The sequence below is a fragment of the Mycobacterium barrassiae genome (assembly GCF_025822765.1).
GTDB lineage: Bacteria > Actinomycetota > Actinomycetes > Mycobacteriales > Mycobacteriaceae > Mycobacterium > Mycobacterium barrassiae.
On the sequence record NZ_JACKUK010000009.1, the window covers coordinates 239,408 to 264,206 of the forward strand.

29 protein-coding genes are annotated in these 24,799 nt (G+C 66.6%); 13 read left to right on the forward strand and 16 right to left on the reverse strand.

The annotated features are described in order from the left end of the window. Positions 1–42 precede the first annotated feature (42 nt). Together H7J93_RS01950 and H7J93_RS01955 are read right to left on the reverse strand one after the other, a co-directional pair. Complete coding sequence (locus H7J93_RS01950) at positions 43–804, reverse strand: SDR family NAD(P)-dependent oxidoreductase (protein WP_267304598.1); 762 nt, start codon at positions 802–804, stop codon at positions 43–45. A gap of 89 nt (positions 805–893) precedes the next feature. Beyond that, a complete protein-coding gene (locus H7J93_RS01955; RefSeq protein ID WP_267304599.1) occupies positions 894–1,484 on the reverse strand; it encodes a TetR/AcrR family transcriptional regulator in 591 nt (196 codons plus the stop codon). 100 nt (positions 1,485–1,584) lie between these two features. Between H7J93_RS01955 and H7J93_RS01960 the strand changes: the two genes are divergently transcribed. Genes H7J93_RS01960 through H7J93_RS01970 form a run of 3 tightly spaced genes read left to right on the forward strand, consistent with a single transcriptional unit; the run spans position 1,585 to position 4,730 of the window. Continuing rightward, the gene (locus H7J93_RS01960; protein ID WP_267304600.1) at positions 1,585–2,940 is read left to right on the forward strand and encodes a hypothetical protein; all 1,356 of its coding nucleotides are present in this window, start codon (positions 1,585–1,587) and stop codon (positions 2,938–2,940) included. Between the two features lie 52 nt (positions 2,941–2,992). Beyond that, complete coding sequence (locus H7J93_RS01965; protein ID WP_267304690.1) at positions 2,993–4,264, forward strand: molybdopterin-dependent oxidoreductase; 1,272 nt, start codon at positions 2,993–2,995, stop codon at positions 4,262–4,264. A gap of 1 nt (position 4,265) precedes the next feature. After that, positions 4,266–4,730: a hypothetical protein gene (locus tag H7J93_RS01970; protein WP_267304601.1), complete on the forward strand. Its 465-nt coding sequence runs from the start codon at positions 4,266–4,268 to the stop codon at positions 4,728–4,730. On the opposite strand, the gene H7J93_RS01975 is transcribed toward H7J93_RS01970, so the two are convergent. Together H7J93_RS01975 and H7J93_RS01980 are read right to left on the reverse strand one after the other, a co-directional pair. Next, entirely contained in the window at positions 4,700–5,908 is a 1,209-nt protein-coding gene (locus tag H7J93_RS01975) for a cytochrome P450 family protein (protein WP_267304602.1), read from the reverse strand. The two genes, H7J93_RS01970 and H7J93_RS01975, sit on opposite strands and share 31 nt — an antisense overlap. Before the next feature lie 134 nt (positions 5,909–6,042). Then, positions 6,043–6,852, reverse strand: coding sequence for a helix-turn-helix domain-containing protein (locus H7J93_RS01980; RefSeq protein WP_267304603.1), 810 nt, complete (start codon positions 6,850–6,852; stop codon positions 6,043–6,045). 178 nt (positions 6,853–7,030) lie between these two features. On the opposite strand from H7J93_RS01980, the gene H7J93_RS01985 reads away from it, so the two are divergent. Then, positions 7,031–7,498: a hypothetical protein gene (locus H7J93_RS01985; RefSeq protein ID WP_267304604.1), complete on the forward strand. Its 468-nt coding sequence runs from the start codon at positions 7,031–7,033 to the stop codon at positions 7,496–7,498. A 3-nt stretch (positions 7,499–7,501) separates the two neighbouring features. Here the strand turns inward: H7J93_RS01985 and H7J93_RS01990 are convergent, their stop codons facing one another. Genes H7J93_RS01990 through H7J93_RS02000 form a run of 3 tightly spaced genes read right to left on the reverse strand, consistent with a single transcriptional unit; the run spans position 7,502 to position 9,442 of the window. Further along, positions 7,502–8,128: a methyltransferase domain-containing protein gene (locus tag H7J93_RS01990; protein ID WP_267304605.1), complete on the reverse strand. Its 627-nt coding sequence runs from the start codon at positions 8,126–8,128 to the stop codon at positions 7,502–7,504. Position 8,129: 1 nt separating this feature from the next. Further along, positions 8,130–8,789, reverse strand: a complete 660-nt coding sequence (locus tag H7J93_RS01995; RefSeq protein ID WP_267304606.1) for a TIGR04282 family arsenosugar biosynthesis glycosyltransferase — start codon at positions 8,787–8,789, stop codon at positions 8,130–8,132. Further along, positions 8,786–9,442 carry a glycosyltransferase family 2 protein gene (locus tag H7J93_RS02000; RefSeq protein ID WP_267304607.1) on the reverse strand — a complete coding sequence of 219 codons (657 nt, stop codon included), beginning with the start codon at positions 9,440–9,442 and terminating at the stop codon, positions 8,786–8,788. Before H7J93_RS02000 ends, H7J93_RS01995 begins: the two co-directional genes overlap by 4 nt. A 100-nt stretch (positions 9,443–9,542) precedes the next feature. On the opposite strand from H7J93_RS02000, the gene H7J93_RS02005 reads away from it, so the two are divergent. The 6 genes from H7J93_RS02005 to H7J93_RS02030 all read left to right on the forward strand — a co-directional run bounded on the left by H7J93_RS02005 (position 9,543) and on the right by H7J93_RS02030 (position 15,187). Beyond that, a complete protein-coding gene (locus tag H7J93_RS02005) occupies positions 9,543–10,223 on the forward strand; it encodes a response regulator transcription factor (RefSeq protein WP_267304608.1) in 681 nt (226 codons plus the stop codon). Beyond that, a complete protein-coding gene (locus H7J93_RS02010; RefSeq protein WP_267304609.1) occupies positions 10,213–11,238 on the forward strand; it encodes a sensor histidine kinase in 1,026 nt (341 codons plus the stop codon). The genes H7J93_RS02005 and H7J93_RS02010 overlap by 11 nt, the downstream gene beginning before the upstream one ends. Positions 11,239–11,384: 146 nt before the next feature. Beyond that, positions 11,385–12,671 carry a sensor histidine kinase gene (locus tag H7J93_RS02015; protein WP_267304610.1) on the forward strand — a complete coding sequence of 429 codons (1,287 nt, stop codon included), beginning with the start codon at positions 11,385–11,387 and terminating at the stop codon, positions 12,669–12,671. Next, positions 12,668–13,312: a response regulator transcription factor gene (locus H7J93_RS02020; RefSeq protein WP_267304691.1), complete on the forward strand. Its 645-nt coding sequence runs from the start codon at positions 12,668–12,670 to the stop codon at positions 13,310–13,312. The genes H7J93_RS02015 and H7J93_RS02020 overlap by 4 nt, the downstream gene beginning before the upstream one ends. Before the next feature lie 81 nt (positions 13,313–13,393). Beyond that, positions 13,394–13,840 (forward strand): nitroreductase/quinone reductase family protein, encoded by a 447-nt coding sequence (locus H7J93_RS02025; protein WP_267304611.1) that lies wholly within the window; start codon positions 13,394–13,396, stop codon positions 13,838–13,840. A 108-nt stretch (positions 13,841–13,948) separates the two neighbouring features. Next, the gene (locus H7J93_RS02030) at positions 13,949–15,187 is read left to right on the forward strand and encodes a multidrug effflux MFS transporter (RefSeq protein ID WP_267304612.1); all 1,239 of its coding nucleotides are present in this window, start codon (positions 13,949–13,951) and stop codon (positions 15,185–15,187) included. On the opposite strand, the gene H7J93_RS02035 is transcribed toward H7J93_RS02030, so the two are convergent. From H7J93_RS02035 to H7J93_RS02055, 5 genes are read right to left on the reverse strand one after another with little or no spacing between them, the layout of a single operon-like run. Beyond that, positions 15,165–16,283 (reverse strand): NAD(P)H-dependent flavin oxidoreductase, encoded by a 1,119-nt coding sequence (locus H7J93_RS02035; protein ID WP_267304613.1) that lies wholly within the window; start codon positions 16,281–16,283, stop codon positions 15,165–15,167. The genes H7J93_RS02030 and H7J93_RS02035 overlap by 23 nt on opposite strands. 13 nt (positions 16,284–16,296) lie before the next feature. Beyond that, positions 16,297–17,109 (reverse strand): alpha/beta hydrolase, encoded by an 813-nt coding sequence (locus H7J93_RS02040; RefSeq protein ID WP_267304692.1) that lies wholly within the window; start codon positions 17,107–17,109, stop codon positions 16,297–16,299. After that, a complete protein-coding gene (locus tag H7J93_RS02045; protein ID WP_267304614.1) occupies positions 17,109–18,140 on the reverse strand; it encodes an NAD-dependent epimerase/dehydratase family protein in 1,032 nt (343 codons plus the stop codon). The genes H7J93_RS02040 and H7J93_RS02045 overlap by 1 nt, the downstream gene beginning before the upstream one ends. Then, complete coding sequence (locus H7J93_RS02050) at positions 18,137–18,922, reverse strand: S-methyl-5'-thioadenosine phosphorylase (RefSeq protein ID WP_267304615.1); 786 nt, start codon at positions 18,920–18,922, stop codon at positions 18,137–18,139. The genes H7J93_RS02045 and H7J93_RS02050 overlap by 4 nt, the downstream gene beginning before the upstream one ends. 7 nt (positions 18,923–18,929) lie before the next feature. After that, positions 18,930–19,148 (reverse strand): hypothetical protein, encoded by a 219-nt coding sequence (locus H7J93_RS02055; RefSeq protein ID WP_267304616.1) that lies wholly within the window; start codon positions 19,146–19,148, stop codon positions 18,930–18,932. 71 nt (positions 19,149–19,219) lie between these two features. Here H7J93_RS02055 and H7J93_RS02060 point away from each other — a divergent pair, with 71 nt between their 5' ends. Beyond that, entirely contained in the window at positions 19,220–20,089 is an 870-nt protein-coding gene (locus tag H7J93_RS02060; RefSeq protein ID WP_267304617.1) for a 1,4-dihydroxy-2-naphthoate polyprenyltransferase, read from the forward strand. Positions 20,090–20,137: 48 nt separating this feature from the next. Here H7J93_RS02060 and H7J93_RS02065 read toward each other — a convergent pair whose 3' ends face one another. Both H7J93_RS02065 and H7J93_RS02070 read right to left on the reverse strand, forming a co-directional pair. Further along, complete coding sequence (locus H7J93_RS02065; protein WP_267304618.1) at positions 20,138–21,229, reverse strand: DUF1214 domain-containing protein; 1,092 nt, start codon at positions 21,227–21,229, stop codon at positions 20,138–20,140. Then, a complete protein-coding gene (locus tag H7J93_RS02070) occupies positions 21,226–21,801 on the reverse strand; it encodes a TetR/AcrR family transcriptional regulator (RefSeq protein WP_267304619.1) in 576 nt (191 codons plus the stop codon). Before H7J93_RS02070 ends, H7J93_RS02065 begins: the two co-directional genes overlap by 4 nt. 121 nt (positions 21,802–21,922) lie before the next feature. Between H7J93_RS02070 and H7J93_RS02075 the strand changes: the two genes are divergently transcribed. Continuing rightward, positions 21,923–23,086 (forward strand): sulfotransferase family protein, encoded by a 1,164-nt coding sequence (locus H7J93_RS02075; protein ID WP_276021211.1) that lies wholly within the window; start codon positions 21,923–21,925, stop codon positions 23,084–23,086. An 11-nt stretch (positions 23,087–23,097) separates the two neighbouring features. On the opposite strand, the gene H7J93_RS02080 is transcribed toward H7J93_RS02075, so the two are convergent. Then, positions 23,098–23,460, reverse strand: coding sequence for an ester cyclase (locus H7J93_RS02080; RefSeq protein WP_267304621.1), 363 nt, complete (start codon positions 23,458–23,460; stop codon positions 23,098–23,100). Between the two features lie 249 nt (positions 23,461–23,709). On the opposite strand from H7J93_RS02080, the gene H7J93_RS02085 reads away from it, so the two are divergent. Next, complete coding sequence (locus tag H7J93_RS02085) at positions 23,710–24,387, forward strand: response regulator transcription factor (RefSeq protein ID WP_267304622.1); 678 nt, start codon at positions 23,710–23,712, stop codon at positions 24,385–24,387. On the opposite strand, the gene H7J93_RS02090 is transcribed toward H7J93_RS02085, so the two are convergent. Beyond that, positions 24,365–24,772, reverse strand: coding sequence for a response regulator (locus H7J93_RS02090; protein WP_267304623.1), 408 nt, complete (start codon positions 24,770–24,772; stop codon positions 24,365–24,367). The two genes, H7J93_RS02085 and H7J93_RS02090, sit on opposite strands and share 23 nt — an antisense overlap. Positions 24,773–24,799 lie beyond the last annotated feature (27 nt).

Here is a 24,799-nt window from a genome sequence, read left to right on the forward strand (position 1 = left end):
GAAACTAGGCCCCCGCCAAGGGAACCCAGTTTCGGCGACTTCTTAGAACTGGTTGATGCCTCCGTCGACGGGGATGTCGGCGCCCGTCGTGAAGCTGCTGAGGTCCGACGCCAGGAACAGCACCGCGTTCGCAACTTCCTCAACGGTGCCGTAGCGGCCCATCGGCACGCCGGCGATCTGGTACTCCTCGAACCTCGCCGCGGATCCCGGTCCAGGGAACAACACTTCAGCGAGCCCGTCCATACCGGGTGTCGCGGTCGCGCCGGGGCTGACAACATTGACGCGAATCTTTCGATCGCGCAACTCACTTGCCCACGTGCGTGCGAGCGAGCGGATCGCTGCCTTGATCGCCGCATAAATGCCGATGCCGTCCGACGCCTTCGCGTTGGTGTTCGACGAGTTGAGGATGATCGATCCACCGTCGTTCAGCAGCGGCAGCGCCTTCTGGACGGTGAACACCACACCCTTGAAGTCGACGTCCAGTTGGCGGTCGAGATGCTCCTCGGTGATGTCGCCGATCCGCGCCACGTCGATGATGGCGGCGTTGGCGAACAGCACGTCGATACGCCGTCCACTCTCGGCCACCACGTCGTACAGCCGGTCGAGATCCTCGGACTTGCTGACATCACCTTGTACGCCGGTGGCGTTATCGCCGAGTTCCTTGACCGCCGCGTCGAGCTCGGCCTGCCTGCGGCCGGTGATGAAGACGTAGGCGCCCTCGTCGACGAATCGCTTCGCCGTCGCGAACCCGATGCCGACCGAGCCGCCGGTGATTACCGCTGTCTTGCCGTCGAGCAATGTCATTTATCACGCCTCTCGCTAGTTATGTACCGTTCGGTCAATAACTACGACGCCACAGGAAGCCGAGATATTCCGAGATATTTGGTGCCGGCTCAGCCGGCCGGAATCAGGGCGATCATCGCCTCGGCCGCGCTCTCCAGCTCGGCCGGTTCTGTACCGCCCACGTGCAGCGCTTCGACGCCGCGCATGAACGACAGCAGGGTGCCTGCCAGCGCCTGGGGGTCGACCTTCTTGTCGATGTCGCCGTCGCGCTGCGCCTCGGCGATGGTTCCGGCGAGCTCGTCGCGCCATACCGCGTACACCCGTGCGATCTTGTCCTCGACCGCGTCGTCGGAGGATCCGAGTTCTGCGGCCGTCCTGGCCACCATGCAGCCGCGCCTGGCCTTGTCGGCGGCGACGGAACTCGCCTGCCAGCGGATGTGGCGGGTGAGCCGCTCGTAGGCCCTGTACTCGGGATCGGTCAATTGCGCGCGGACGGTGCCGAGCGTGGTGTCGATGTAGTCATCGAGCGCACGGAGGAACAGGCCGTGCTTGTCGCCGAACGCACCGTAGAGGCTGCCCTTGCCGAGGCCGGTCGCGGCCGTGAGGTCGTCGACCGAGGTCGCGCCGTAGCCTCGCGTCCAGAACTCCTCACGCGCGGCCGCGACGACGTCGGATTCGTCGAACTTGCGGGGGCGGGCCATGTCTCCATCGTACGCCCGTTATGGACCGAACAGTCCGTAACGCCCGTTTGGGTATGGTCGACGGCGTGACGGCGACGGCTATGAGGGTGAACTAGTCTTCGTGCGGAGTGCGCTGAAGGAGACGACGGCGGTGGCCGTCGGGGTGATCCTCGTCGTCGCAGCGTTCGTCGTCCCGCATCTCGATCTGGGAATCGTCACACCGTTGATCAACGCGACGCCCGCTCGCATCGCGTCCTTCGCCGAGACCGCACCGATCTTCGGCTGGTGGAATGCCCATGTCGGATGGGGCACCATCCCCGCGATCGCCATCGGCGCCGCGGCGGTGCTGTGGGGACAATCCGTGGCGCAACGCCTGCCGTGGCGGTGGATGCCGTGGACCGTCTGGGCGACGGCGTGCGCGTGGGCGTTCTCGCTGGCGATGATCGACGGTTGGCAACGCGGCTTCGCAGGCAGACTGACCGCCCGCCACGAGTATCTGCGGCAGGTCCCGAGCATCACCGACATCCCCGAGATGCTCAGCACGTTCTCCCGCAGAATCCTGGATTACCAACCGGATTCGTGGATCACGCACGTCTCGGGTCATCCGCCTGGTGCGCTGCTGTCGTTCGTCTGGCTCGATCGCATCGGGCTGGGTGGCGGCGCGTGGGCGGGGCTGCTCTGTCTGCTCGTCGGCTCCAGCGCGGCGGCCGCGATCGTGGTGACCGTCCGCACCCTGGCCGATGAGAACACCGCACGGATGGCGGCCCCCTTCGTCGCGTTGGCACCGACGGCGATCTGGATCGCGGTGTCCGCCGACGGCTACTTCGCCGGTGTCGCCGCCTGGGGTATCGCCCTGCTGGCGTTGGCCGTTCGGGGTGCGACGCGCTGGCCGCTGCTGACGGCGTCGGCCTCGGGACTGGTGCTGGGGTGGGGCATCTTCCTGAACTACGGGCTCGCGCTGATGGCGCTTCCCGCCCTGGCCGTATTGCTCGCCGCGGTGGATTGGCGCGCGGCGATGCGGGCGTTCATCCCAGCGGTGTTGGCGGCGCTGGTGGTGGTTGGGGTGTTCGCCGCCGCGGGCTTCTGGTGGTTCGACGGTTACACCCTTGTGCAGGAACGCTATTGGCAGGGCATCGCGAACGACCGTCCGTTCCAGTACTGGGTGTGGGCCAATCTGGCATCGGTGGTGTGTGCGATCGGTCTCGGCAGCGTGGCGGGAATCGGACGCGTCTTCGACCGCGCTGCGATCAGGCTCCGGCCAGGCCTGCACCTGGTGGTGCTGGGAGCGCTTATCGCGATCGTCTTCGCGGACCTGTCCATGCTCAGTAAGGCCGAGACCGAGCGCATCTGGCTGCCGTTCACGGTCTGGCTGCCTGCCGCCGCGGCACTGCTCCCACCACGCTCGCAACGGTGGTGGCTGGCGGTCAACGTCGCCGGCGCGCTGCTGCTGAACCACCTGATCCTGACGAATTGGTAACGGAAGGTCCCCAACCGCACACCATATGGTCATGAGACGTGACTCTGGAGTCATGGCCGACGGTGTTCGACCCGATACGCCGCCGAGACCCGCACCGCGTTGGCGCAGCCCGCTGCGAGGTCTATGGCTGACGTCTGTCCTCGGTTCGGTGCTGCTGGTCACGCTCCCGATCGTGACGATCACCGGGCTGCTGTCGTACATCGCGTACGGACCGCAGTTCGGCCAGGCGATCCCCGGCGACGTCGGCTGGCTCAAGCTGCCGACGTTCGACTGGCCGACCGACCCGTCGTGGCTGTACCGGCTCAATCAAGGTGTGCATGTCGGACTGGGGCTCATCCTGATCCCCATCGTGTTGGCCAAACTCTGGTCGGTGATCCCGCGGCTGTTCGCGTGGCCGCCTGCACGGTCGCCGGCACAGCTGCTGGAACGCGTCTCGCTGGTGATGCTCGTCGGCGGCATCCTGTTCGAGATCATCACCGGCGTCCTGAACATCCAGTACGACTACATCTTCGGCTTCAGCTTCTACACCGCCCACTACTTCGGCGCGTGGGTCTTCATCGCGGGCTTCGTGATCCACCTCGCGATCAAACTCCCTCGGATGTGGACGGGCCTTCGGTCGATGTCGATGCGAGACGTGTTGCGCACCAACAGGAAGGACACCCGACCCGAGCCGTACGAGTCCGAGGGGCTGGTCGCTGCCAATCCGGATCCCGCGACGATCAGCCGTCGTGGTGCGCTCGCTCTGGTCGGCGGCGGCGCGCTGTTCGTCGCCGTGATCACCGCGGGCCAGACCATCGGAGGTATCACCCGGCAGGCGGCGCTCCTGCTGCCCCGTGGGCTGAGCCGCGGCACGGGACCCAACGACTTCGCCGTCAACCGAACGGCGGCCGCAGCCCGGATCACCCCCGAACTCACCGGCGAAAAGTGGCGACTCACGCTGACCGGCGGACCGAAACCCGTTGTGCTCGACCGTGCCATGCTGACCGACATGACGCAGCACACCGCGCGTCTGCCGATCGCCTGCGTCGAGGGTTGGTCCACCACCGAGACGTGGACCGGGGTACCGCTGCGGGAGCTGGCCCGACTTGCGGGCGTGCCCGAGCCGAAATCCGCGTTCGTGCGGTCGGTGGAACCGCGCGGCGCGTTCAACCGCGCCACTCTGCAGGCCAACCAGGTGATGCACCCGGATTCGCTTCTCGCGCTGCGGGTCAACGACGCCGCCCTCTCGCCGGATCACGGCTTCCCTGCGCGGATCATCGTCCCGGCGTTGCCCGGTGTCCACAACACCAAATGGGTCGGCTCGATCGACTTCCGGAGCCGGTGACATGCTGGCCCGATTCCGCGCGGCGTACGGATCGCATCCGCTGCATCTGCTGTCCCTGATCGCCGGCTTTGCGCTGTTCGGCTATGTGGTGGTCACGATCACGCCGGCCGCGCTGTGGAACCACCGCACGTGGTGGCAGTCGATCCTGGTGTGGTTCGCCGTCGCGATCATCGCGCACGATCTGGTGCTGTTTCCGCTCTACGCGCTCGCCGATCGGATCCTGCTCGCCAGCAACAGGTTCCGGCTGCGGGTTCCGGTGGTGAACTACATCCGTATCCCCGCACTGGGCTCCGGGTTGACACTTCTGATATTCCTGCCCGGCATCATCAAGCAGGGCGCGCCGACTTTCCACGCTGCCACCGGCCTGACACAGGACGTGTTCCTGGGCCGTTGGCTGCTGCTCACCGCGGTCATTTTCGGCGTGAGTGCCGTCGTCTACGCCGTCCGGTCGGTGATGCGCGGGTAAGCGCGCAACGTCACGGGTAGCGCCTGCAGGCCCCGCATCAACGTGCTCGGACGGTACGTCAGTGGTGCGTCGGCAGCCAGGCGAATGTCGCCGAATCGGGTGAGAAGACGATCGAGTGCCACCTCGCCCTCCACCCGGGCCAGTGGAGCGCCGACGCAGAAGTGGATACCGTGGCCGAAGGCGATGTGCCGGTTGTTCTTTCGAAAGATGTCGAAGCGGTCGGCGTTGACGAACCTCCGCTCGTCGCGATTGGCCGCTTGCAGCGCGATCAACACGAGTTGTCCGGCGGGGATGACGACATCACCCACGTCGACGGGCTCTGCGGTGAACCGGACCGTCGCTGTGTTCAAAGGGCTCTCGAAGCGCAGGATCTCCTCGACCGCGGCCGGCAGCAGCGTTCGGTCCGCGCGCACGGCGTCCAATTGGTCCGGGTGTTGCAGCAGCGCCAGCACCCCGTTGCCGATGAGATTCACCGTGGTTTCGTATCCGGCGACGATGAGCAGGAACGCCGTGCCGAGCAGCTCCTCCTCGGATAGCTGGTCCCCTTCGTCGCGAAGATGCACCAGACGGCTGAATATGTCGTCGCCCGGCTGAGACCGTTTGGCCGCGATGATCGAACGCAGCAGATCGGTCAATTCGATTTGTGCAGCGCGTAATTCCCGCGGATCGGTACTCGTGAAGATCGGGATCACGAGAGACATGAAAGTGTGCTGTTTGGCGGCATGGACCCCGAGCAGTTCGCCGATTACGCGTACAGGCAGTGGCTGGGCCAACGCCTGCATCAGATCCACCGTCCCGTGCGCGCGGGCGACCGCGTCGAGCAGCTCTTCGGTTGTCCTTTCGATCGTCGGGCGCAACCGCTTTACCGCGTGGGCGGTGAACGCTGCGGTGACGAAGCGGCGCAACCTCGTATGGTCCGGCGGATCCTTGAAGAGCATGTTGTCGCCGAGCACCCCACCGATCGAGCCGTCGGTTCCGAGCGGATAGAGAGTGCTCGCCGTCGGACCGTCCTTGCTGACCCTCGGGTCGGTGAGCAGCGCTCGCGCCTCGTCGTATCGCGTGATCAACCAGACACGCACACCGCCCCACATCGTCACAGGGTGGGCCGGTCCTTCCCGCCGCAGCTGCTCGTACAGCGAGTGCGGATTCTGGATGAACGAATTGCCGAGACGCAGCATGATTTTGGACCTACTTCAGTGATTGGGATTGATGTGTGGCGCGACCGCGGTGCGCCAACCCCATCGTGAGTTGATCGCCCCATCACAACCAGGCAGAGCTGTTCCTAGCACTGGCTCTCCCAGTCTCAGATGCGTCAGGACTTTTCGGCCAACCGGCGCAGCGCGTCGTCCGACGGGGAGCCGGGCGTGGCCCAGTAGATCACCAGAATGTTCTCGCTACCCCGCAGGGACAGGTGTTGAAAGTGCAGGTCGAGGGGGCCGACGAGCGGATGGTTCAGGAGCAGCAGACCACTGGCATGGCCCTTGACGTCATATGACGCCCACAGCGTGCGAAACCGGGCGCTCTCGGTGTTCAACTCCTCGACCAATGCGTGCAGTCCGGGATCGGGATGATCGCCGACGAAGGAACGCAACCACCGAACCGCCCATGCGGTCAGGCCGTCCCAGTTGCGGTACAGCTCGTGGCTGGCCGGGTCGAGGAACAGACTGCGCAATGGGTTGCCGCCCCGGGCGAATGTCGGAGAGAGCGCCCCGGCCAGGTCGTTGGCCAGAATGACGGTAGCCGTGACGTCGTGGATGTGAGCGGGGGACAGCGGCCAGCTGTCGAGAAGATCCTGCAGGGCCGGATGCAGCGGTCGATTGGGCCTGGGCAACCGCTCGCGGGCGCTGTTGCCGGACGCCAGATTGCGCATGTAGGACGCGGCGTCTGGACTGAGCCGCAACGCGCGGGCCAGGGCAGCGAGCACCTGATCCGACGGCCGTTCCCGGCCCTGTTCTATCCGGTGGTAGTAATCGGTGCTGATCCCGGCCAGCATCGCCACCTCTTCGCGGCGGAGCCCGGTCACGCGACGGCGACTTCCTCGCGGCAACCCGACGTCGTCGGGCTGAACCTTGCTGCGGGACGTGCGAAGGAACTCCGCGAGCGGATCGTTCCCCTTCGCCACGTCCGCAGTGTATTCAGGAATCGCAAACTTGGTCTGCCGGTTGGGTCGATGCGTCGTGGGGTTCATTCTCAAGGTGGCCCAATCACTCCTATGAAAGCTGCTGCCTTCCGATCTCGACGTGCGGTGCGTTGACTGTGGTGAGCCCGAACGAAAGCCAGTCCGTCCAGAGGAGATTCACGTGTCGAGTCGGCGCGCCGTCGTCCCAATACCGCTCGATGTCCCCGACCTCAGCCGCGGGGCCTCATTGCGCATCCGCCTCACGGCGTTCGTCTTCGGCGCACGCCTGGACCACCTGCTTGCGGTCGGTGGCGTTGCGGCCGAGGGAACTGCCCTCGGTGTCCGTGCCGCGCGTCTGACGTCCGAACGTGAACGGCACAGCGTCGCGAGGACATTGCGGCGTGCGCTTCACGAGGCCCGCCTCGGCCACTCGTCCGGTGTGGCGAGGGTAGCCGTGCACCGCGCCAAGGTCGTTGCCGTTGCGGACGTGATCGACACGATCACGCTGCGTCTACACTCGCCGCGTCCGGTCCGCGCGATGGGCATGGCCCGGTTGCGCCGACTGATCTCCGACGGTGCCGGACCGATGTATGCCCGCAGGAAAGGCGATCTCGACGGTCGGCTGCGGGCGGCGCTGGCCGCGCTCTGAACGCTAGGCCTTCAGCGTCGCGACGACGCGACTGCCGATCGGGTGGATCCGCGTCAGCGCCAGCCCGGCCTCACGCGCGATTTCGGCCGCAGAGTCGATACCCACCGACGCCCACGGAAACCAGGGGCCGACCGTGCGCGACGACTCCAGCCGTACCCAGCCGGTGTACACACCCGTTGCCGCCGCCTCGAATTCGGCGATGCACCGGCCGCCACGGTTCAACAGCTCCGCCGATCGACGCAGCACCCGCAACGGGTCACCGCCCAACCCGATGTTGCCGTCGGCCAGTAACACCGTGTGCCATCGACCGGTGGCGGGCAGCGCGTCGAACATGTTGCGCCGCAGGACCGGTGCGCCGCGTCGCCGCGCCAACCCGACAGCCTTGGCGGACTGGTCGACACCGAGGGCGGGCACACCGCGGCGCATGAGCTCGGTCACCAACCGGCCTGGGCCGCAACCCAGGTCGATGGTCGGCCCGCTGCACAGCCCCACCACGGCACGGTCGAAGTGGTCGTCGGCGTCGCGTCCACCGAGCCACCGTCGCACCGGCAGATGACTGACCTCGCCGTCATCCCGTCTGATCCAACACTGTTCGCCGTCCAGCGCGCGGTCATACAGATGTCCCTGCATGTCAGCACCGCACCGCGCGAGCGAAACGACTGTCCGGCGCGCACATCCGTCGCACCGGCTCGATGTCGTCCACTAGGTCGACGTCCGCCAGTTCGGCCATCAGCTCCACGCGAAACCCCTTGCTGTACAGCGCTGCCAGCGTCAGCGCTCCGGTATCGGACCGCGACATCGGCACCTCCCTGAGACAGTCGGCCATCGACGCATCGGACACTCCCAACACCCACCAGCCGCCGTCGGCGGCCAGCCCGAGCACCGCATCGGTACGGGACAGTTGTTGTGCGCATTCGACGAGCATCTCGGCCGACACCTGCGGGGTGTCCATGCCGATCTGAACCACCGGGCGAGCACCCGCCGCCGCTGCCGCGTCGAGATGCGCATTGGCAAGTCGCTCAGCGAAACCGTCGCCGCGCTGCGGCACGACCGTGAATGCGTCGAGGCGGCTGCGGATCTCCGCTGACGCGCTTGCGGCGTCGAGATCCCCCGTCATCGCGACCACGCGCGCCGCAACGGGTGCGGCCGCAACCGCGTCGAGCGTGTCCAATAGCGCCGCCGCGGCGATGTCGGCGGCCGCCCGGTCCCCGATCGCGGCGGCCAAGCGCGTCTTGGCCTGCCCCGGCACCGGCGCCTTGGCGACGACGAGCGCGACCACCGGCTCCGTCACGAGATCACCCGCCAGAAGTCGACGGCCGCGATCACACTTCCGCGCAGTGAACCGCTGACCTTCGAGCGTCCACCCGTGCGCGGGCCGTAATCCACGTCGCGTTCGACGACGCGCCAACCGGCCGCGGCCGCGCGCACCAGGAGTTCGAGCGGATACCCCGACCTTCGGTCCTGCACGCCGAGATCGAGCAGGGCATCGCGACGTGCGACCCGCATCGGCGCGATGTCGTGCACCGGCAGGCCGTGCTTGCGACGCAGCCGCCAGCACACGGCCGCCGTCCCGAGCCGGGCATGCCACGGCCAGCGCAGTCCCTTGACCGGCCGACGGCGTCCGGTCGCCATATCCGCGCCGCGCTCGAGTTCGTCGACCAGTTCCGGCAGGTCGCCGGGGTCCAGGGAGCCGTCGGCGTCGATGACCGCCACGATCGGCGTCGTCGCCGCGACCACGCCGGCGTGCACCGCCGAACCGTAGCCGGGCCGGGACTCGGTGACCACGTCCGCGCCGTGGCGACGCGCCACCTCGGCGGTGTCGTCGCTGCTGTTGTTGTCGACCACCAGGGGTCGGTAACCCGCAGGGATCGCCGCCAGTACCCCCGGGAGTGAGGCGGCCTCGTTGAGGCAGGGCAGCACCACCGTGACGGGAGAGCCGGGCATGACCTGAGGCTAACCAGTTCAGCGGGCACCCAACAGGACGATTCGTGACGAATCTCTGACATCCGCGCAGGTAGTAGCGATGCGCGACTAGCCTCGGGGTGTGACGCGGGTGCTGATCGCCGACGACGACACCGTCGTGCGCGATGTCGTGCGTCGATATCTGGAGCGCGATGGCCTCGAGGTGTCGATCGCGCACGACGGCAAAGAGGCGTTGCGGCTGCTCGGTTCGCAGCGCATCGACGTCGCGGTGCTCGACGTGATGATGCCCGGCCAGGACGGCCTGACGCTGTGCCGCACCCTGCGGCAACGCGGCGACTACTCGATTCCGGTGATCCTGCTGACCGCGCTCGGCGAGGAGGACGACCGGATCGCGGGTTTGGAGGCCGGCGCCGACGACTACCTGACGAAACCATTCAGTCCCCGCGAGTTGGCGCTGCGGGTGCGGTCGGTGCTGCGTCGCGCACCCACACCGACTGGCCCGATGGCTCTGGACATCACGGTTGGCGACCTGACCGTGTCAACGGCCGCGCGATCGGTGACCATTGCCGGAACACCGGTTTCGCTGACCAACCGTGAATTCGACCTGTTGCTGTTCTTTCTGACCCACACCGACACGGTGTTCTCCCGTGAGGAACTGCTCAAGCAGGTGTGGCGCTGGGACTTCGGTGATCTGTCGACGGTCACGGTCCATGTGAAGCGGTTGCGCTCCAAGCTCGGTGCCGACCATCGACTGCAGACGGTGTGGGGGCGCGGCTACCTGTGGAGCAGTAGTGCCCACTGATCTGTGGGAGATCGCCTGGTGGGCCTTGGCCTGTTCGGTGCCGGTGGTGCTCGCCGGGGCGCTCATCATCCGGCTGGCCAGGTCCTGGTCGCTGGCGGTCAGCATGGTGGCGCTGGTGTTGATCCCCGTGTTGGCGACGTTCACTGGTGTCCTCGGGGCCAGCGGGTTCATGATCACCGAGACGTTCGAGCGGACCGCTGTCGTGCTGGTCATCGTTTCGGTGGTGACGATTCCCGCGGCGGTGATGCTGGCGCGGTATCAGGCCCGTCGCACCGTGTGGGAACAGGAGATTCGCGAGGCCGAACGGGCCGCCGAACAGTCGCGGCGACGCCTGGTCGCGTTCGTGAGCCACGACCTGCGTACGCCGCTGGCCGGCATCCGTGCGGTGTCCGAGGCGATCGCCGACGGAGTGGTGCCCGAGTCCGAGGTGCAGGTACACGCCAAAACGATTGAGCAGGAATCGATTCGGCTCGCCGAGATGGTCGACGATCTGTTCGAGATGTCGAAAATCAACGCAGGGGCCGTGCAACCGGCGTTCGACAGGGTGGCTCTCGACGAGGTCGTCGACGATGTGCTGGCCGCACACCGGATCGCGGCCGAACGCGCGGGGGTGCACCTGGTGGCCGAGTTGCCATCGAGGCCGGTGCGGGTGGTCGGCAGCGACCGGGCACTGGTGCGGGTGCTGTCGAATTTGGTGGCCAACGCGATCGCGCACACGCCGGAGGGCGGTCAGGTCTCGTTGGCGGTCGGTGCAGACGAGAACGGCGCGTGGGCACGGGTGGACGACACCGGAGTCGGGATCTCGGAGGCGGATCTACCGCGGGTCTTCGACGTCGCGTATCGCGGGTCCAAAGACCGTGTACCGCGAGCGGATTCGTCGCTCCCGAGCGGGTCGGGCCTGGGGCTGGCCATCGCGGCGGGCTTGGTGCAGGCTCACCGTGGCACGCTGACGGCGCACAACCTCGACACCGGCGCACGGTTCGAGGTGCGATTGCCGTTGGCGCCAGGCGACTAGCTCGCCGAAATAGCATTCCAGGCTGCGAATGCCGCAGATGGACGACCCGGAATGCTATTTCGCGGCAACTGGTGGGGGTAGCCCTACCTTCGATCGGGCGGCGTACTGGATGGGTGCAGAGCCGACCCTTGCCTAGGGTGAGACTCATGACGTCCGGAGCAACGCAGCCCGAGCGCCATCGGCTACTTCGACAACTCGCCGTCGACACCGGCTACCTCCTGGCCGGATTCCCTCTCGCCACCGCAGGCTTCGTCGTCATCGTGACGGGTCTGTCCACCGGCATCGGGCTCTTGCTCGTAGTCGTCGGTTTGCCCGTCCTCACCGGTACCGTGCTGGCCGCCCGCCTCTTCGCCGACATCGAGAGACTTCGGATTCTTGCGGTGTTGCACCGGCCGCGCATCCGGCCTGCGTACCCGACAGCGCAAGCGGGCGAAGGTGTTTGGAAGCGGATGATGTCGCCGCTGGTGCAGACTCAGGGCTGGCTCGATGTCGCGCACGCGCTGCTGTGTTTTCCGATCGCAGTGATCACCTTCAGCGTCGTCGTCACGTGGTGGACGGCCGCGGTCGGGGGCACGCTGACGGTCCTGTGGGACTGGAGCATTCCGCGCGGGCCGGACAACGTGTCGCTGGCTGAGCTGGTCGGACTCGGCGACAGCACGTTCGCCAGGATCACCTTCCAAACCGTGCTCGGCCTGCTCTTCTTGGTCACGCTGCCGTGGATGGTGCGCATCTGCGCGGTGTCCCAGGCCGGTTTCGGTCGCATGCTGCTCACCGGCGTCGCCGAGATGCGCGAGACGATCACCGTGTTGACCGACCAAAAGGCCGCGGCGGTGTCCGCGGAGGCGATCGCGCTGCGAAAGCTGGAGCGGGACCTGCACGACGGCCCTCAACAGCGACTCGTCCGCCTGGCGATCGATCTCAGCCGGGCCCAACAGCAGATCGACGGCGACCCTGACGCGCTGCGGGCCACGCTGGTCGAGGCGGTCGCACAAACCCGGGAGACGCTGGACGAGCTGCGCGCACTGTCCCGTGGCATCGCACCGCCCGTGCTCGCCGACCGCGGCCTGCCCAGCGCGCTGGCCGCGCTTGCCGGACGGTGCACGGTGCCCGTCGAGTTGGTGGTCGACGCCGACCTCGGCCTGCCACAGGGCCGACTCGACCCGGCTGTCGAGAACACCGCGTACTTCACCGTTTCGGAAGCCCTGACGAATGTCGCCAAACACAGCAGCGCATCGACCTGCTGGGTCACCGTCGCCAACGGGCCCGGCCGGTTGTCGGTGCAGATCGTCGACGACGGGACCGGCGGGGCGCACGTCGCCAAGGGACACGGTTTGAGCGGGTTGGCCGACCGAGTGCATTCCACCGGGGGTGCGTTCACCGTCACCAGCCCCGCGGGCGGCCCGACCGAGATCAAGGTGGAGTTGCCGTGTTGAGGGTCGTGGTGGCGGACGACTCAGTTCTGTTGCGGGAAGGTCTTGTTCGCCTCCTGACAGATAATGGCCACGACGTCGTGGCCGCGGTCGGTGACGGCCCGTCGTTGGTGGACGCGATCGAGCGCCACAGTCCCGACGTCTCGGTGGTGGACGTCCGGATGCCGCCGTCACACACCGACGAGGGCCTACGGGCCGCCGTCGAAGCCCGACGCCGCGTTCCCGGCTCCCCGGTACTGGTGTTGTCCCAGTACGTCGAACTGTCGTATGCCGACGACCTGCTGGCCGACCGCGTCGGTGGGGTCGGCTACCTCCTCAAGGATCGGGTCGCGGCAGTCGCGGAATTTCTCGACGCGCTGGACCGAGTGGCGTCCGGCGGGATGGTGCTCGACCCCGAGGTGGTCTCCCAGTTGCTGGTGCGACGACGCAGCGACCCGTTGAAGGAGCTGACACCGCGCGAGCGGGAGGTGCTCGGACTGATGGCCGAGGGTCGTTCCAACGTGAACATCGCCCGGACTCTGGCGCTCGCCGACGGTTCGGTCGAGAAGCACGTACGCAACATCTTCGCCAAGTTGATGCTGCCGCCCGACCTGGAACAGAACCGCCGGGTGCTCGCCGTGCTGACCTATCTCAGCGGGTCCTGACCTGCGTGTTCGCCGACCGCCCTAGTATTTGAGTGATTGTTCTACTATCGTCGCTAACCAGACGACGAAGGGAGGGCGACGATGCCCACGAAAAGTGCCGACAAAGCGCGGCGGAAGTTCAAGTTCGAGCGAAGCGTGGGGCGCATCGTGATGAACCCGGTGGTGGCCGCGCTCGACCGGCTCGGGATCCGGTCGTCGCTGGTGGTCGAGGTCGAGACCATCGGCCGCAAGTCGAACGAACCGCGCCGGGTGCCGCTGGTCGGCCGTATCGACGGCAACGACCTGTGGGTCATCTCCCAGCACGGCCGCCGCGCAGGCTGGGCATACAACATCGCTGCCAACCCGAACGTGCGCGTGCGGGTGAACAACGAGTGGCGCACCGGCACAGCCACTTTCGAACCTGATGACGATGTGCGCGCCCGCGCCCGAAGCTTCGGCGGACACGGCAGGTTCAGCCAGTCGGCGACGGCGCTGACCATGCGCGCGATGGAGAGCGACCCGATCTCGGTGCGCATCGCCTTGAATTAACCAACTTGGACTAACCAGCCTGTCCCCCGATCGGTGGAATGCGCATTCCTACCGCCACCGGGTGATCAGCGGACAGACGCGGGACCGGTAAAACGGGATCGTTATCCCATGACGATGTCGATCGAGCGACCGCAAGAGGTCGCCGCCCGGATCGTCGGGGACCGGCGCCTCCTGATCCTGTTGCTGCTGGTGATCCCGCTCAGCCAGATCGGCCTCGACGTCTACGCGCCGGCACTGCCCCAGATGGCGGCGGATTTCGGTGCATCCGATGCGATGGTGCAGAACACCGTGACCGCATACACGCTCGGGATGAGCGTGGCGTTCATTCCAGTGGGATTGCTCGCCGACGCACTGGGCCGCAGGTGGGTGCTTCTCACCGGTACCGCACTCGTCGCCCTGACGAGCATCGGTTGCGCGCTCGCCGGAAGCCTGCCCTTCCTGCTTGGCATGCGGTTCATCCAGGGCGTCGCCGCAGGCACCTGCCTGTTGATGGCCGCGGTCATCGCCGCCGACTGCTTCCGCGGCGCCAAGCTGGTTTCGGTGCTCGGTGTGCTGGGCGCGGCATGGGGAACCGCGCCCGTCGTGGCGCCGGCCATCGGCGGATTCGTCGTCCAGCACGGATCCTGGCGTCTGGTGTTCGCGCTCTTCGCTTTCGCCGTCGTGGTGGTCACCGCGCTTGTCGCCAAGGGGATGCCCGAGACACTGGATAAGGAAAAACGCTCACCAGTGAATCTTCGGGCCGCGATGCGGGTGCTGGGTGAGGCGTTGCGGCACAAGGTCTTCATCGGATTCGTCTTGATGTTCGGCTTGATCGGCGCGGCACAGATGGTGTTCGGCGTCGCCGGGCCATTCCTCTTCGAAGAGGCACTCGGGTTCTCGCCTGCGGCCTACGGTCTGATCGCGCTGGTGATCGGGGCGGCGAATCTGGTCGGCGAACTGGCGTGTGGTGGCCTGGCGCAACGTATTACGACCCGCAAGCTTGCGCTCAGCGCCTGGACTGTGATGATTCTGGGCGCACTGACGCTGGTCGTCTCGGCCAGGACCATCGGCGTGAACGGCTGGATCATCACGCTCGGTGCGGCGCTGGTGCTTGGCGGAGTCGGCGTGCTGGATCCGCAGAGCAAGGGTCTGGCGATGGGCGTGTTCAGCAAGAACATCGGACTGATCGGCGGGCTGCTCAACACCTGCTGCTACCTGATCGTGAGCCTTGCGATGGCGTTGATCGCGCACCTGCCGGAGACCACTCACGAGCCCCTTGGCTGGTTCTACGTCTCCGCAGGGATGGCTTTTGTCACCATCCTGCTACTCACCCTGCGCTCGCAGGCTAATCGGGCAGCGAGTTGCTGAGCCGTTCCGTCGCAACCAGATAGTCCTCGATGAACTCGCGGACGACCTCTTTGGCGGGCTTGACCTTGTTCATCAAACCGACCCCCTGCCCCACGAAATAGGTCGCCAGCGCCTGCGCACCCGGATGGCCTTGCGCTGCAAGCACATCGACGCGGCGGACCACCGGCTCGGCCAGCATCGACTGCAGCGGAAGCGGCAACGTCTGGTGGCCATCCGCGTTCGGCTGCCACGCGTCGGTCCAGTCGGACTTCAGCTGTCGGGCCGGCTTGCCCGTGCGGCCGGTGGAGCGGATGGTGTCGCGCGACGTCGCCGCCAGGAACTTCTGCACGGTGTGCGGTGCGGTCTCGGCCTCCTCGGTCGTCAACCACACCGACCCGGTCCAGGCGCCGGCAGCGCCCATCGCCACCGCGGCCGCCATCTGCCGTCCCGTGACGATGCCACCGGCGGCCAGCACCGGGACCGCATCCTCGATCGCCTCGATCACTTCGGGGATCAGCACCATCGTCGTGACCTCGCCGCAGTGACCGCCCGCCTCGGTGCCCTGCGCGACGATCAGGTCCACCCCCGCCGCGACCTGCTTGACGGCATGCTCCTTGGCGCCGACGAGGGCCGCCACGGGAACACCGTGCTCCTTACCCGCTGTGATCATGTAGTCCGGTGGCACGCCCAATGCGTTGGCGATCAGCTTGATCGGATGGCTCATCGCCACGTCGAGCAGCTCCTTGCCGGTGTTGCCCGACAGCGACGCCCCGCCGGTGAACGGCTTGGCGTCGTCCTCGATGTCATGCGCGGCGAGAAGTTCGGACACGAACCTCCGATACTCGTCCGGAATGCGAGCGGCCAGGTCGGCCGAGGTCAGCTTCTCGCCCTTGCCCTCGTACGTGGCGGGCACGATCAGGTCGACGCCGTACGACTTGCCGCCGACGTTGTCGTCGATCCACTTCAGTTCCTGGTCCAGCTGTTCCGGGGTGTAAGCCGTCCCGCCGAGAACACCGAACCCTCCCGCGTTGGTGACTGCGGCGACGACGTCGCGGCAGTGGCTGAATGCGAAAAGGGGGAAATCGATACCGAACTGCTCACAGATGGCGGGCTTCACGCCACCAGTATTACTAGGTCACACCTGTCGACGACAGGAACCCCTGAATATCGCCGATCATCTGCCTGCCGTCCAACAGCTGTCGGTCGTTGTGGCCTGCACCCGGAACCAAGACGAACTTTTTCGGGTCGTTGGCCGCTTCGTACAGCCGCCTGCTCATGCTCGCGGGCACGGTGCTGTCCTGGTCGCCGGCGATCACGATGATCGGCACATGAATGGAGCCGATCCGGTCGATGGACGGATAGCTCTCGATCAGCAGCCGACGCGGCAGCCACGGGTAGAGGAACCCCGCCACGTCGGCGAGCGAGGTGAACGGAGAACGCAGGATCAGCGCCGCGGGCGGACGCTCGACCGCCAGGCCGACGGCGACTGCGGCGCCGAGGGATTCGCCGAAGTACACCATCTTGTCGACGCCGGGTTGGGCGGCCAGCCACGCCTGAGCGGCGCGCGCGTCGGCCGCCAGGCCGTCCTCCGTGGGGCGGCCCGGGTTGCCGCCGAACCCGCGGTAGTCGAACAGCAGCACCGAAAGGCCGATCCTGTTCAGGGCGGCGGCCAGCTCGACGCGATCTGTCCGGTCGCCGGCGTTGCCATGGCACATCAGCACCGCGACCCCGCTGGCGGCAATCGGAAAATACGAAGCACCCAAACGGATTCCATCGTCGGTTTCGAAGGTGACATCGCGACCGTTGGATAGCAGCTCGGCAGCGGGAGGCACCGGTCCCGGCGACGGGAAGTACAGCAGCCGTCGCTGCTGCGACCACGCCAACGCCAGCAGACCCGATGCCACGAACGTGACGATAGCGACCAGCACCGCCGCGCGGCGCATCATGCCCGCAACGGGGCGAACGCGAACTCGCGCAACCCGTCGCGCGGGTCGACCGCGGCGCGGAAGCCCAGCACCTCGGCGGCGCGGGCGGCGTCGGCGACGATGTGGCGGACGTCGCCGCTGCGGTACTGGCCGGTGACGACGGGCGCCTCGGCACCGCGGGCGTCGCACAGCTCAGTCGCCACTTCCATGATGGAGATCGGTCGGCCGGAGCAGACGTTGAAGGCGTCGAATCCCTCGAGCGTGGATTCGACGGCGGCGACGTTGGCCGCTGCGACATCGTCGACGTGGACGAAGTCGCGCATCTGGCCGCCGTCTTCGAAAACCCTTGGCACGTCGCCGGATTCCAGCTCGGAGCGGAAAATCGCCGCAACCCCGGAATACGGGGTGTCGCGCGGCATGTGCGGACCGTACACATTGTGATAGCGCAGTGCGACGACGGCGCCTCCGACGGCGTCACTCCATGCCGATGCGTAGTGCTCCTGCGCGGTCTTGCTCGCCGCGTAGAGGCTGCGCGGCCGCAACGGCGTGTCCTCCCCCACCAGCTGCCAGGAGACCGGCGCTCCGCAGACGGGACAGCGGTGCTCGAAGACACCGGCGTCGAGGTCGGCCCGCGAGCGCGGCAACGGATCGATCGGGCCGTGCTCGGCGCAGTCGTACCGGCCCTGTCCGTAGACCACCATCGACGACGCCAGCACCAGCCGCCTGCAGTCGGCGGTGAACATCTCGGCGAGCAGGACCGCGGTGCCGTAATCGTTGTGGCTGCCATAGGACGGCGCATCGGCGGCGTTCACTCCGGCACCGACCACCGCGGCCTGGTGGCACACCACATCGACGTCCTTGAGCAGCGGCGCCAGCGCGGAACCATCGCGAACATCGAGCACCTGACAGTCCGGCGGCGGCTGAGCCCCGGGCCCGTGCGCGGCGGGCAGCATCAGGTCGACGGCGACGACGTCGTGTCCCGCGTCGCGCAGAGCGGCGCCGATCCGGGCTCCGATGAAGCCGGCCGCACCCGTCAGCAGGACTCTCACGGCAGGTCGAAGGGAAGCTCGACGCCCTCGTGCGGCAGGCAATGGGTACAGGTCCGCTCCGGGGCGGCGCTGGCCACGTTTTCTATGGCCTCATGCACGAGTTTCTTGAACGGCACCAGGTTGCGTTGGAACTCGGCGAAGACGTCGACAGCACGCACAGCGCTTCCGCTGTCCACGCCGGCATCCACGTCGGTCACCAAAGCGATGGCCGCATAACACATTTCGAGTTCACGGGCCAGGACCGCCTCGGGATACCCGGTCATGTTGACCAGGGTGAACCCCTGGCGCGCGAACCATTGACTCTCTGCGCGGGTGGAGAACCGCGGCCCCTGGATCACCACCATGGTGCCGCCGTCGATGACGCCGGGCAGGCCTGCGGCCGCGGCGCGAAGCACCGGACAGTACGGGTCGGCGAACCCGACATGGATACCGCCCGATGCGAAGTAGGTGTCCTCGCGGCCGCTGGTGCGGTCGACCAGCTGATCGGGCACCACCATCGCACCGGGACCGAGTTCGGGGGTGAGGCTGCCGACCGCGCACGGGCCGAAGACCCGCCGGACCCCGAGGGCACGCAGCGCCCACATGTTCGCGCGGTAGGGCACGGTGTGCGGGGAGAATTCGTGTGCGACACCGTGACGCGGAAGAAACGCCACCTCGTGACCGCCGACGGTGCCGATGGTGATCTGGGCGCTGGGCGCGCCGTACGGGGTGTCCAGGCTGATGCTGCGGGCGTCGGAACCGAAGAAGGTGTAGAACCCGCTGCCGCCGATGACTCCGAGCAAGGGGCTGCTACTCGTCCGGCGTTTTGTCCTCGATCGACTGCGACGCGCGCCGAACCCCATCGCGGATCTCGAACACGTCGGTCGCGAAGCCGCCGATGGCGTTGGCGACGTCCTTGACGGCGGTGGTGATGATCGAAGCCACCTCGCCGACGGTCGACGCGCCGGACTCGACGATCTCCTGTACGGCGTCCTTGCGGATCTCCGTCTTGCTGAGTCGGTCCTCCATGCGCTCAGTCTGCCACGGGTGGCGGTGGCGGACGTGGGGAGGAAATCAACCACCGTGTAAGACTTGCGCTCGTGGCCAGTTTCGCGCAGTGGGTGGAGGGCGCTCGGCCCAGGACGTTGCCCAATGCGATCGCGCCGGTCATCGCGGGCACCGGTGCGGCGGGTTGGCTGCACGGGGCGTGCTGGTGGCGGGCTCTGCTGGCTCTTGTGGTGGCCATCGGCTTGATCATTGGGGTGAACTACGCCAACGACTACTCCGACGGCATTCGCGGCACCGACGATGTGCGGGCGGGACCGCTGAGGCTGGTGGGATCGAAGGTGGCGTCGCCGCGTTCGGTGCTGACCGCCGCGATCATCAGCCTGGGCATCGCGGGCGTGGCCGGCCTGGTGCTGGCGTGGTTCAGTGCGCCGTGGCTGATCCTTGTCGGCGCGTTGTGTATCGCGGGGGCGTGGCTGTACACGGGCGGTTCGAAGCCGTACGGGTATCTGGGGCTGGGCGAGGTCGCGGTGTTCGTGTTCTTCGGCCTCGTCGCGGTGCTCGGCACGCAGTACACGCAGGCGCTGCGGATCGACTGGGTGGGCGCCGCGATGGCCGTCGCCATGGGCGCCATGTCGTCGGCGGTGCTGGTGGCCAACAATCTGCGAGACATCCCGACCGACAAGGAGTCCGGGAAGATCACGCTGGCCGTGCGACTCGGCGACCCGCGCACACGGCTGTTGTATCAGGGGCTGCTGGCGGTGGCGTTCGTGCTGACGGTGGTGCTGATGCTCGCGACGCCGTGGGCTGCGGTCGGGCTGGTGGCGTTACCGCTTGCGGTGCGCGCCGCGGGGCCGGTGCGAAAAGGGCTCGGCGGCAAAGAATTGATCCCCGTGCTGCGCGACACGGGGCTGACGATGCTGGTCTGGTCGATAGCTGTTGCCTCAGCGCTGCTTTTCGGGTGATTTCGGCGTGCTAAGTCACGCTGAGCGTGACTACGCACGCCGAAATCGCTAAAGAGCGGCGACCTTCACCAGCGATACCTCGGGGCGGGCCGGAACCTCGTCGGCCAAGAACCACCGGAATGCGAGATTGCCGCGTGGATAGTCCAGCGTGGTAACCGAATTCGGATGCTCGGTCATACCGCGCGAGATGACGATGGTGACCGAGCCGTCCGCGTTGGGCACCGCCGAGTGGCCGTTGATCGAGCTGCGCGCATCGGCGACACCGGGAGTCGCCATGAACTGGTTCCACACCACGAGGTTCCAGAATCGGCACGCCGGCGGTCGGTGGGTGACGACAAGCGCCTCGTCCTCCTCCAGCACGAAGCTGCCGTAGGCATAGCAGGCGTCGCGTGCCGACCAGCCGAAATTGGCGTCGGGCACCTGATAGGGATCGGCGAATTCGTTTGCGACCGAGGATACTTCGTGTCCGAGCGTGTGTGCTTCCTCGCTACGAACGCCCACGGCGAGCGGCAGGATCGCGAACATGGTGCGTAACCACGCGGCACTGGAGCGCAGCGCGGCTGCGGTTTCGGCGTCGCCGTGGCGGAACGGATCGGGTTCGTCGAGCGCCTCGATGTGCCACTTCACCGGGCGACCGGTCTGCGGATCGCCCTGATAGTCGCGCGTCATCAGCACGGCGGCGTCCGGGGTGGGCCCGAAGTCGAAGCTGAAGTTGCCGTCGGCATCGATGTCGAGATCGTCGTCGCGCACGAGCGCCACGATCCGGTCGGACCACGCACCCGGCGAGGGTTCGTTGTAGGCGGTCACCGAGAAGTAGACGCTGTCGCCCTTGTTGCCGCTGATCCGGTAGCGCCGGTTCGGGTCGACCGGGCACATGAAGTAATAGGCGTCGGTGTTGTCGCCGCCCCATCGGCGGTCGGGTCGGACCGGCGAGTTGACCTCGATCCACAGCGGCCGGCTGGGATCGGAGAACAGGTAGGTGTCGAACGCGACGCCGAGGGTGGTGGCGAGCATGCGGTAGCCGTCGGCGATGTGCCGGTCGTCGGTCACCGCGCGGTCGCCCTCCAGGAAGGTGCGGTCCAGACTGCCCAACGTGTCGAGCAGTTCGCGCCAGGCTGCGGTGGATTCGTGCTCTGTCACGCGCTGATACCTCTCGTGATGAACTCCGCGGTCCGCTCCACCCACTTCTCGTCCAACGTCTCCGGATGGGTGATGAGCGCCAGGAAGGTGATGCCCGCGAGGGCGTCGACGATGTCCGCAGAGGTGACCTCGGGACGCACGTCGCCACGCCTGCGGGCCACGTCGAGCCACTCCTCCAGACCGTCGGAGAGGATGTGGACGAAGCGCTCGAGGAGCGCGGCGTGCAGCGTGGGGTCCGCGGCCAACTCCCCGACCAGGCCCGGCAGCGCGGCCAGCGCGGCGGGGGTCGTCAAAATGCCGACGCTTCGGCGCATCATTTCGCTGACATCGCCGAGCAGTTCGCCGGTTTCGGGCAGCGAGGTGTATTCGGTTATCGGGAACACGGCCTCGTGCACCAGGTGCGCCTTGCTGGGCCAGCGCCGATAGATCGCGGGCTTGCTGGTGCCTGCACGCCGCGCGATGGCATCCACCGACAGCGACGCGTAGTCCGTCTCGGCGAGGAGCTCCACGGTGGCATCGAGAACTGCCGCGTCGATGCGAGGATCGCGTGGTCGCCCGATTTCAACCATCATTATGAAACTGACAGTAACATAAGTCGGCGTGACCGACCCCGCATCTGAGCCAAATCGCACCGTCTACCTCGACGATCTCGCAGAGCCACGCTTCTCCCCCGAAGCTGAACCACTGCGCGAGATGATGGGTTCGATGGTGGGCGATTGCCCGCTCGATGCCGACGCGATGCATGCCAAAGCGATCGCCGAGACCGGTCTGGACGACTTCGGCGCTGACGACTACCGCGAACGACTCGACGTGTATCTTGCTGCATTGCAAGGGATTCCGGGGATGCACGATGCCGGCATCGTCAATTTCCACACGCAGATCGTCCAGTGGCTCAAGAACCGGCTGTTGCTCACCGACCTGCTGGCCCGCCACCCTGAGATCAACGACATCGAGCTCGTGCCACCCGTGGTGATCGCGGGGCTGCCCCGCACCGGCACGACACACCTGCACAATCTGCTGGCTGCCGGGTCAACGTTCCGCACCATTCCGTACTGGGAGAGTAACGAGCCGTTCCCGTTGCCGGCAGAGCAAGGTGTCGAGCCGGACCCGCGCCGGGCGCGGATGGACGTCGCGGTGCAGGTGATGAACCTTGTGATGCCCTATTTCCCACTGATGCACGAGATGACGACCGATCACGTGCACGAGGAGATTCAGCTACTGGCCAACGACTTCTCGACGATGCTTTTCGAGACTCTCGGCCACGTGCCGCGATGGCGCGACTACTACCTGTCCCACGACCAGACCCCGCATTACGAGCACCTGGCCACCCAGTTGAAGGCGCTGCAGTTCCTGCGCGGCGGACGGCGCTGGCTGCTCAAGTCGCCCCAGCACCTCGAGCAGCTGCCCGTGCTGAACGCGGTATTTCCCGGCGTGGTCGTCGTTTTCACGCACCGCGACCCGGTGCCGGTGGCGCTCTCGATGCTCGCGATGATCACGTACAGCGCGCGTATGCATCGCTATCCGGTTCCGGTGCAGGAGATCGCGGCGACTTGGATCGACCGCCTCGAACTGATGCTCAACGGATTGGTTCGCGATCGCGACGTCCTGCCGCCGGAGCGCTCGATCGACATCCGGTTCGACGACTTCATGGCCGACGAAATAGGCGTCGCCGCAATGATTTACGAGCTCGCCGGGGAGACGCTGACGGGCGAGGCGAAGTCAGCGATCGCCGACTACCTGGCCGGGCACCAACGTGGCCGGCTCGGCCGCGTCGCCACGTCGGCAGAGATGTTCGGCCTCGACGAGGACGACGTGCGGGCCCGGTTCGAGCCGTACACCCGACGTTTCCTGGCCTGACGGGTTGACCGTCAGCCCTCGGCGGTTCCCGTCCAGTACTCGACGAATCGACCGTTCTCGATTCGGAAGATGTCGTTTCCGGTGTATCGCTTAGGGCCGTCGGGCATCGCGCCCGTTCCAATCCAGCGCGCCGCCAGCATGTCGCCCTCCACCAACGGCTTGATGTCGACGACCATCTTCAGGTCGGCAAGGATCGACCGGGTCTTGTCGACGATCGCGTGCAATTCCTCCGGCCCGTGTACCTCAAAATTCGGCCAGTGCCCCACGAAATCGTCGGACACCAGCTCGTTTGCTATCTGCTGCCCGGACCATAGCTCGTCTATCCACCGACGGTAGAGATCTTTGGCCGCGGTAGCACTGTCAATTGCGGACATGGCGATCGGAATACCCCCTGTACTTCCACCCTAAGCAAATGTTGCTACGCCGGTTTCGGGACGTCACCCTTCGTAATGCCCCCACCACCCGAACGTCAGGAAGACAATACCGACAAAAATCCGACCACAATCTGACGCGCGACGTATAAGCCCAGTCCCGGCCGCCAGATCCTGCAGCCATCGGGGAAACCCCACCCATCAATGCCTGCTAGCTGCATTGTCGGCGTACCAGCCGACGAGGTGTGCTGGTTGGTGTCGGTACAGGAAGCCCGGGCGGCCGGGGCACGGGTGATCATCGCCGATGACGACGTGCTGTTGCGCGAAGGTCTGGCCAGCTTGCTGGATCGGTCGGGCTTTCACGTCGTCGGACGGGCGGGGGACAGCGCCGAGTTGCTCGCCCTGGTCGCACAGGAACGGCCAGACCTCGTGATCGTCGACATCCGCATGCCGCCGACGCACAGCAACGAGGGGCTGGACGCGGCCCGCGCGATCCGCGCCGAGTCACCGGAGACCGGCATTCTGGTGCTCTCCGCGCACGTCGAGGTCGAACACGCGATGGAGCTGCTGAGTGGCGACCGCGCGATCGGTTATCTGCTCAAGAGCCGCGTCACCGATGTCGGCGACTTCCTGGACACGCTGTGGCGCATCGCCAAGGGCGCGTCCGTGATCGACCCGGCAGTGGTTTCCGAACTGCTGTCGACTCGAAAAGTGAATGACTCACTGGCCGTGCTGAGTTCGCGTGAATTGGAGGTGCTGGCGCTGATGGCGGAGGGCCGATCCAACGCGGGTATCGCACGACGTCTCTGGGTCACCGAGGGAACGGTGGAGAAGCATGTCCGCAGCATCCTCGCCAAACTCGACCTGCCCGAGACAGGCGACGATCACCGCCGGGTGCGCGCCGTCATCACCTTCCTGGAGGCTCGCTGACCGAACGGTCCTGATTCACATGATTATTGACATTGTTGACCAATTCCACGATCCCGCTGGGCGACAGCCCGATCTTCGACAGGAATCCCGCAGCGGGGCTGTCGGCGAGCAGCTCTGCCAGGTCCTGTTCAGCGTGGGCGGAGATCAGGATGACCGGCGACGGCTGCGGCACACCGCTGTTGTAGAGCTGCTCGACGAGATCGAACCCGCTCTCGTCGCCGAGATCGACGTCGACGAGCGTGACATCCGGTCGCAGGTCCAAGTAGTACCTCAGCCCGTCGGCACTGTTCGACGCGACACCCACCACGGCGATGCCCGCGCGTTCGAGCATGCTGTGGGCCGCACAGCGGAAGCTGTGATTGTCGTCGACGATCAGGCAGCGCATAGCCAATCCCTCAGCAGCATTCCTTCA

Excerpts from the sequence above, each read along its gene's own strand:
- H7J93_RS02080 (WP_267304621.1), bottom strand. The coding sequence starts at position 23,460 with ATGTCCGCAATTGACAGTGCTACCGCGGCCAAAGATCTCTACCGTCGG.
- H7J93_RS02090 (WP_267304623.1), bottom strand. The coding sequence starts at position 24,772 with ATGCGCTGCCTGATCGTCGACGACAATCACAGCTTCCGCTGTGCGGCC.
- H7J93_RS02070 (WP_267304619.1), bottom strand. The coding sequence starts at position 21,801 with ATGATGGTTGAAATCGGGCGACCACGCGATCCTCGCATCGACGCGGCA.
- H7J93_RS01955 (WP_267304599.1), bottom strand. The coding sequence starts at position 1,484 with ATGGCCCGCCCCCGCAAGTTCGACGAATCCGACGTCGTCGCGGCCGCG.
- H7J93_RS02015 (WP_267304610.1), top strand. The coding sequence starts at position 11,385 with ATGACGTCCGGAGCAACGCAGCCCGAGCGCCATCGGCTACTTCGACAA.
- H7J93_RS02075 (WP_276021211.1), top strand. The coding sequence starts at position 21,923 with ATGATGGGTTCGATGGTGGGCGATTGCCCGCTCGATGCCGACGCGATG.
- H7J93_RS01990 (WP_267304605.1), bottom strand. The coding sequence starts at position 8,128 with ATGCAGGGACATCTGTATGACCGCGCGCTGGACGGCGAACAGTGTTGG.
- H7J93_RS02055 (WP_267304616.1), bottom strand. The coding sequence starts at position 19,148 with ATGGAGGACCGACTCAGCAAGACGGAGATCCGCAAGGACGCCGTACAG.
- H7J93_RS01950 (WP_267304598.1), bottom strand. The coding sequence starts at position 804 with ATGACATTGCTCGACGGCAAGACAGCGGTAATCACCGGCGGCTCGGTC.
- H7J93_RS02025 (WP_267304611.1), top strand. The coding sequence starts at position 13,394 with ATGCCCACGAAAAGTGCCGACAAAGCGCGGCGGAAGTTCAAGTTCGAG.
- H7J93_RS01970 (WP_267304601.1), top strand. The coding sequence starts at position 4,266 with ATGCTGGCCCGATTCCGCGCGGCGTACGGATCGCATCCGCTGCATCTG.
- H7J93_RS02030 (WP_267304612.1), top strand. The coding sequence starts at position 13,949 with ATGACGATGTCGATCGAGCGACCGCAAGAGGTCGCCGCCCGGATCGTC.
- H7J93_RS01965 (WP_267304690.1), top strand. The coding sequence starts at position 2,993 with ATGGCCGACGGTGTTCGACCCGATACGCCGCCGAGACCCGCACCGCGT.
- H7J93_RS01975 (WP_267304602.1), bottom strand. The coding sequence starts at position 5,908 with ATGCTGCGTCTCGGCAATTCGTTCATCCAGAATCCGCACTCGCTGTAC.
- H7J93_RS02040 (WP_267304692.1), bottom strand. The coding sequence starts at position 17,109 with ATGCGCCGCGCGGCGGTGCTGGTCGCTATCGTCACGTTCGTGGCATCG.
- H7J93_RS02000 (WP_267304607.1), bottom strand. The coding sequence starts at position 9,442 with ATGCCCGGCTCTCCCGTCACGGTGGTGCTGCCCTGCCTCAACGAGGCC.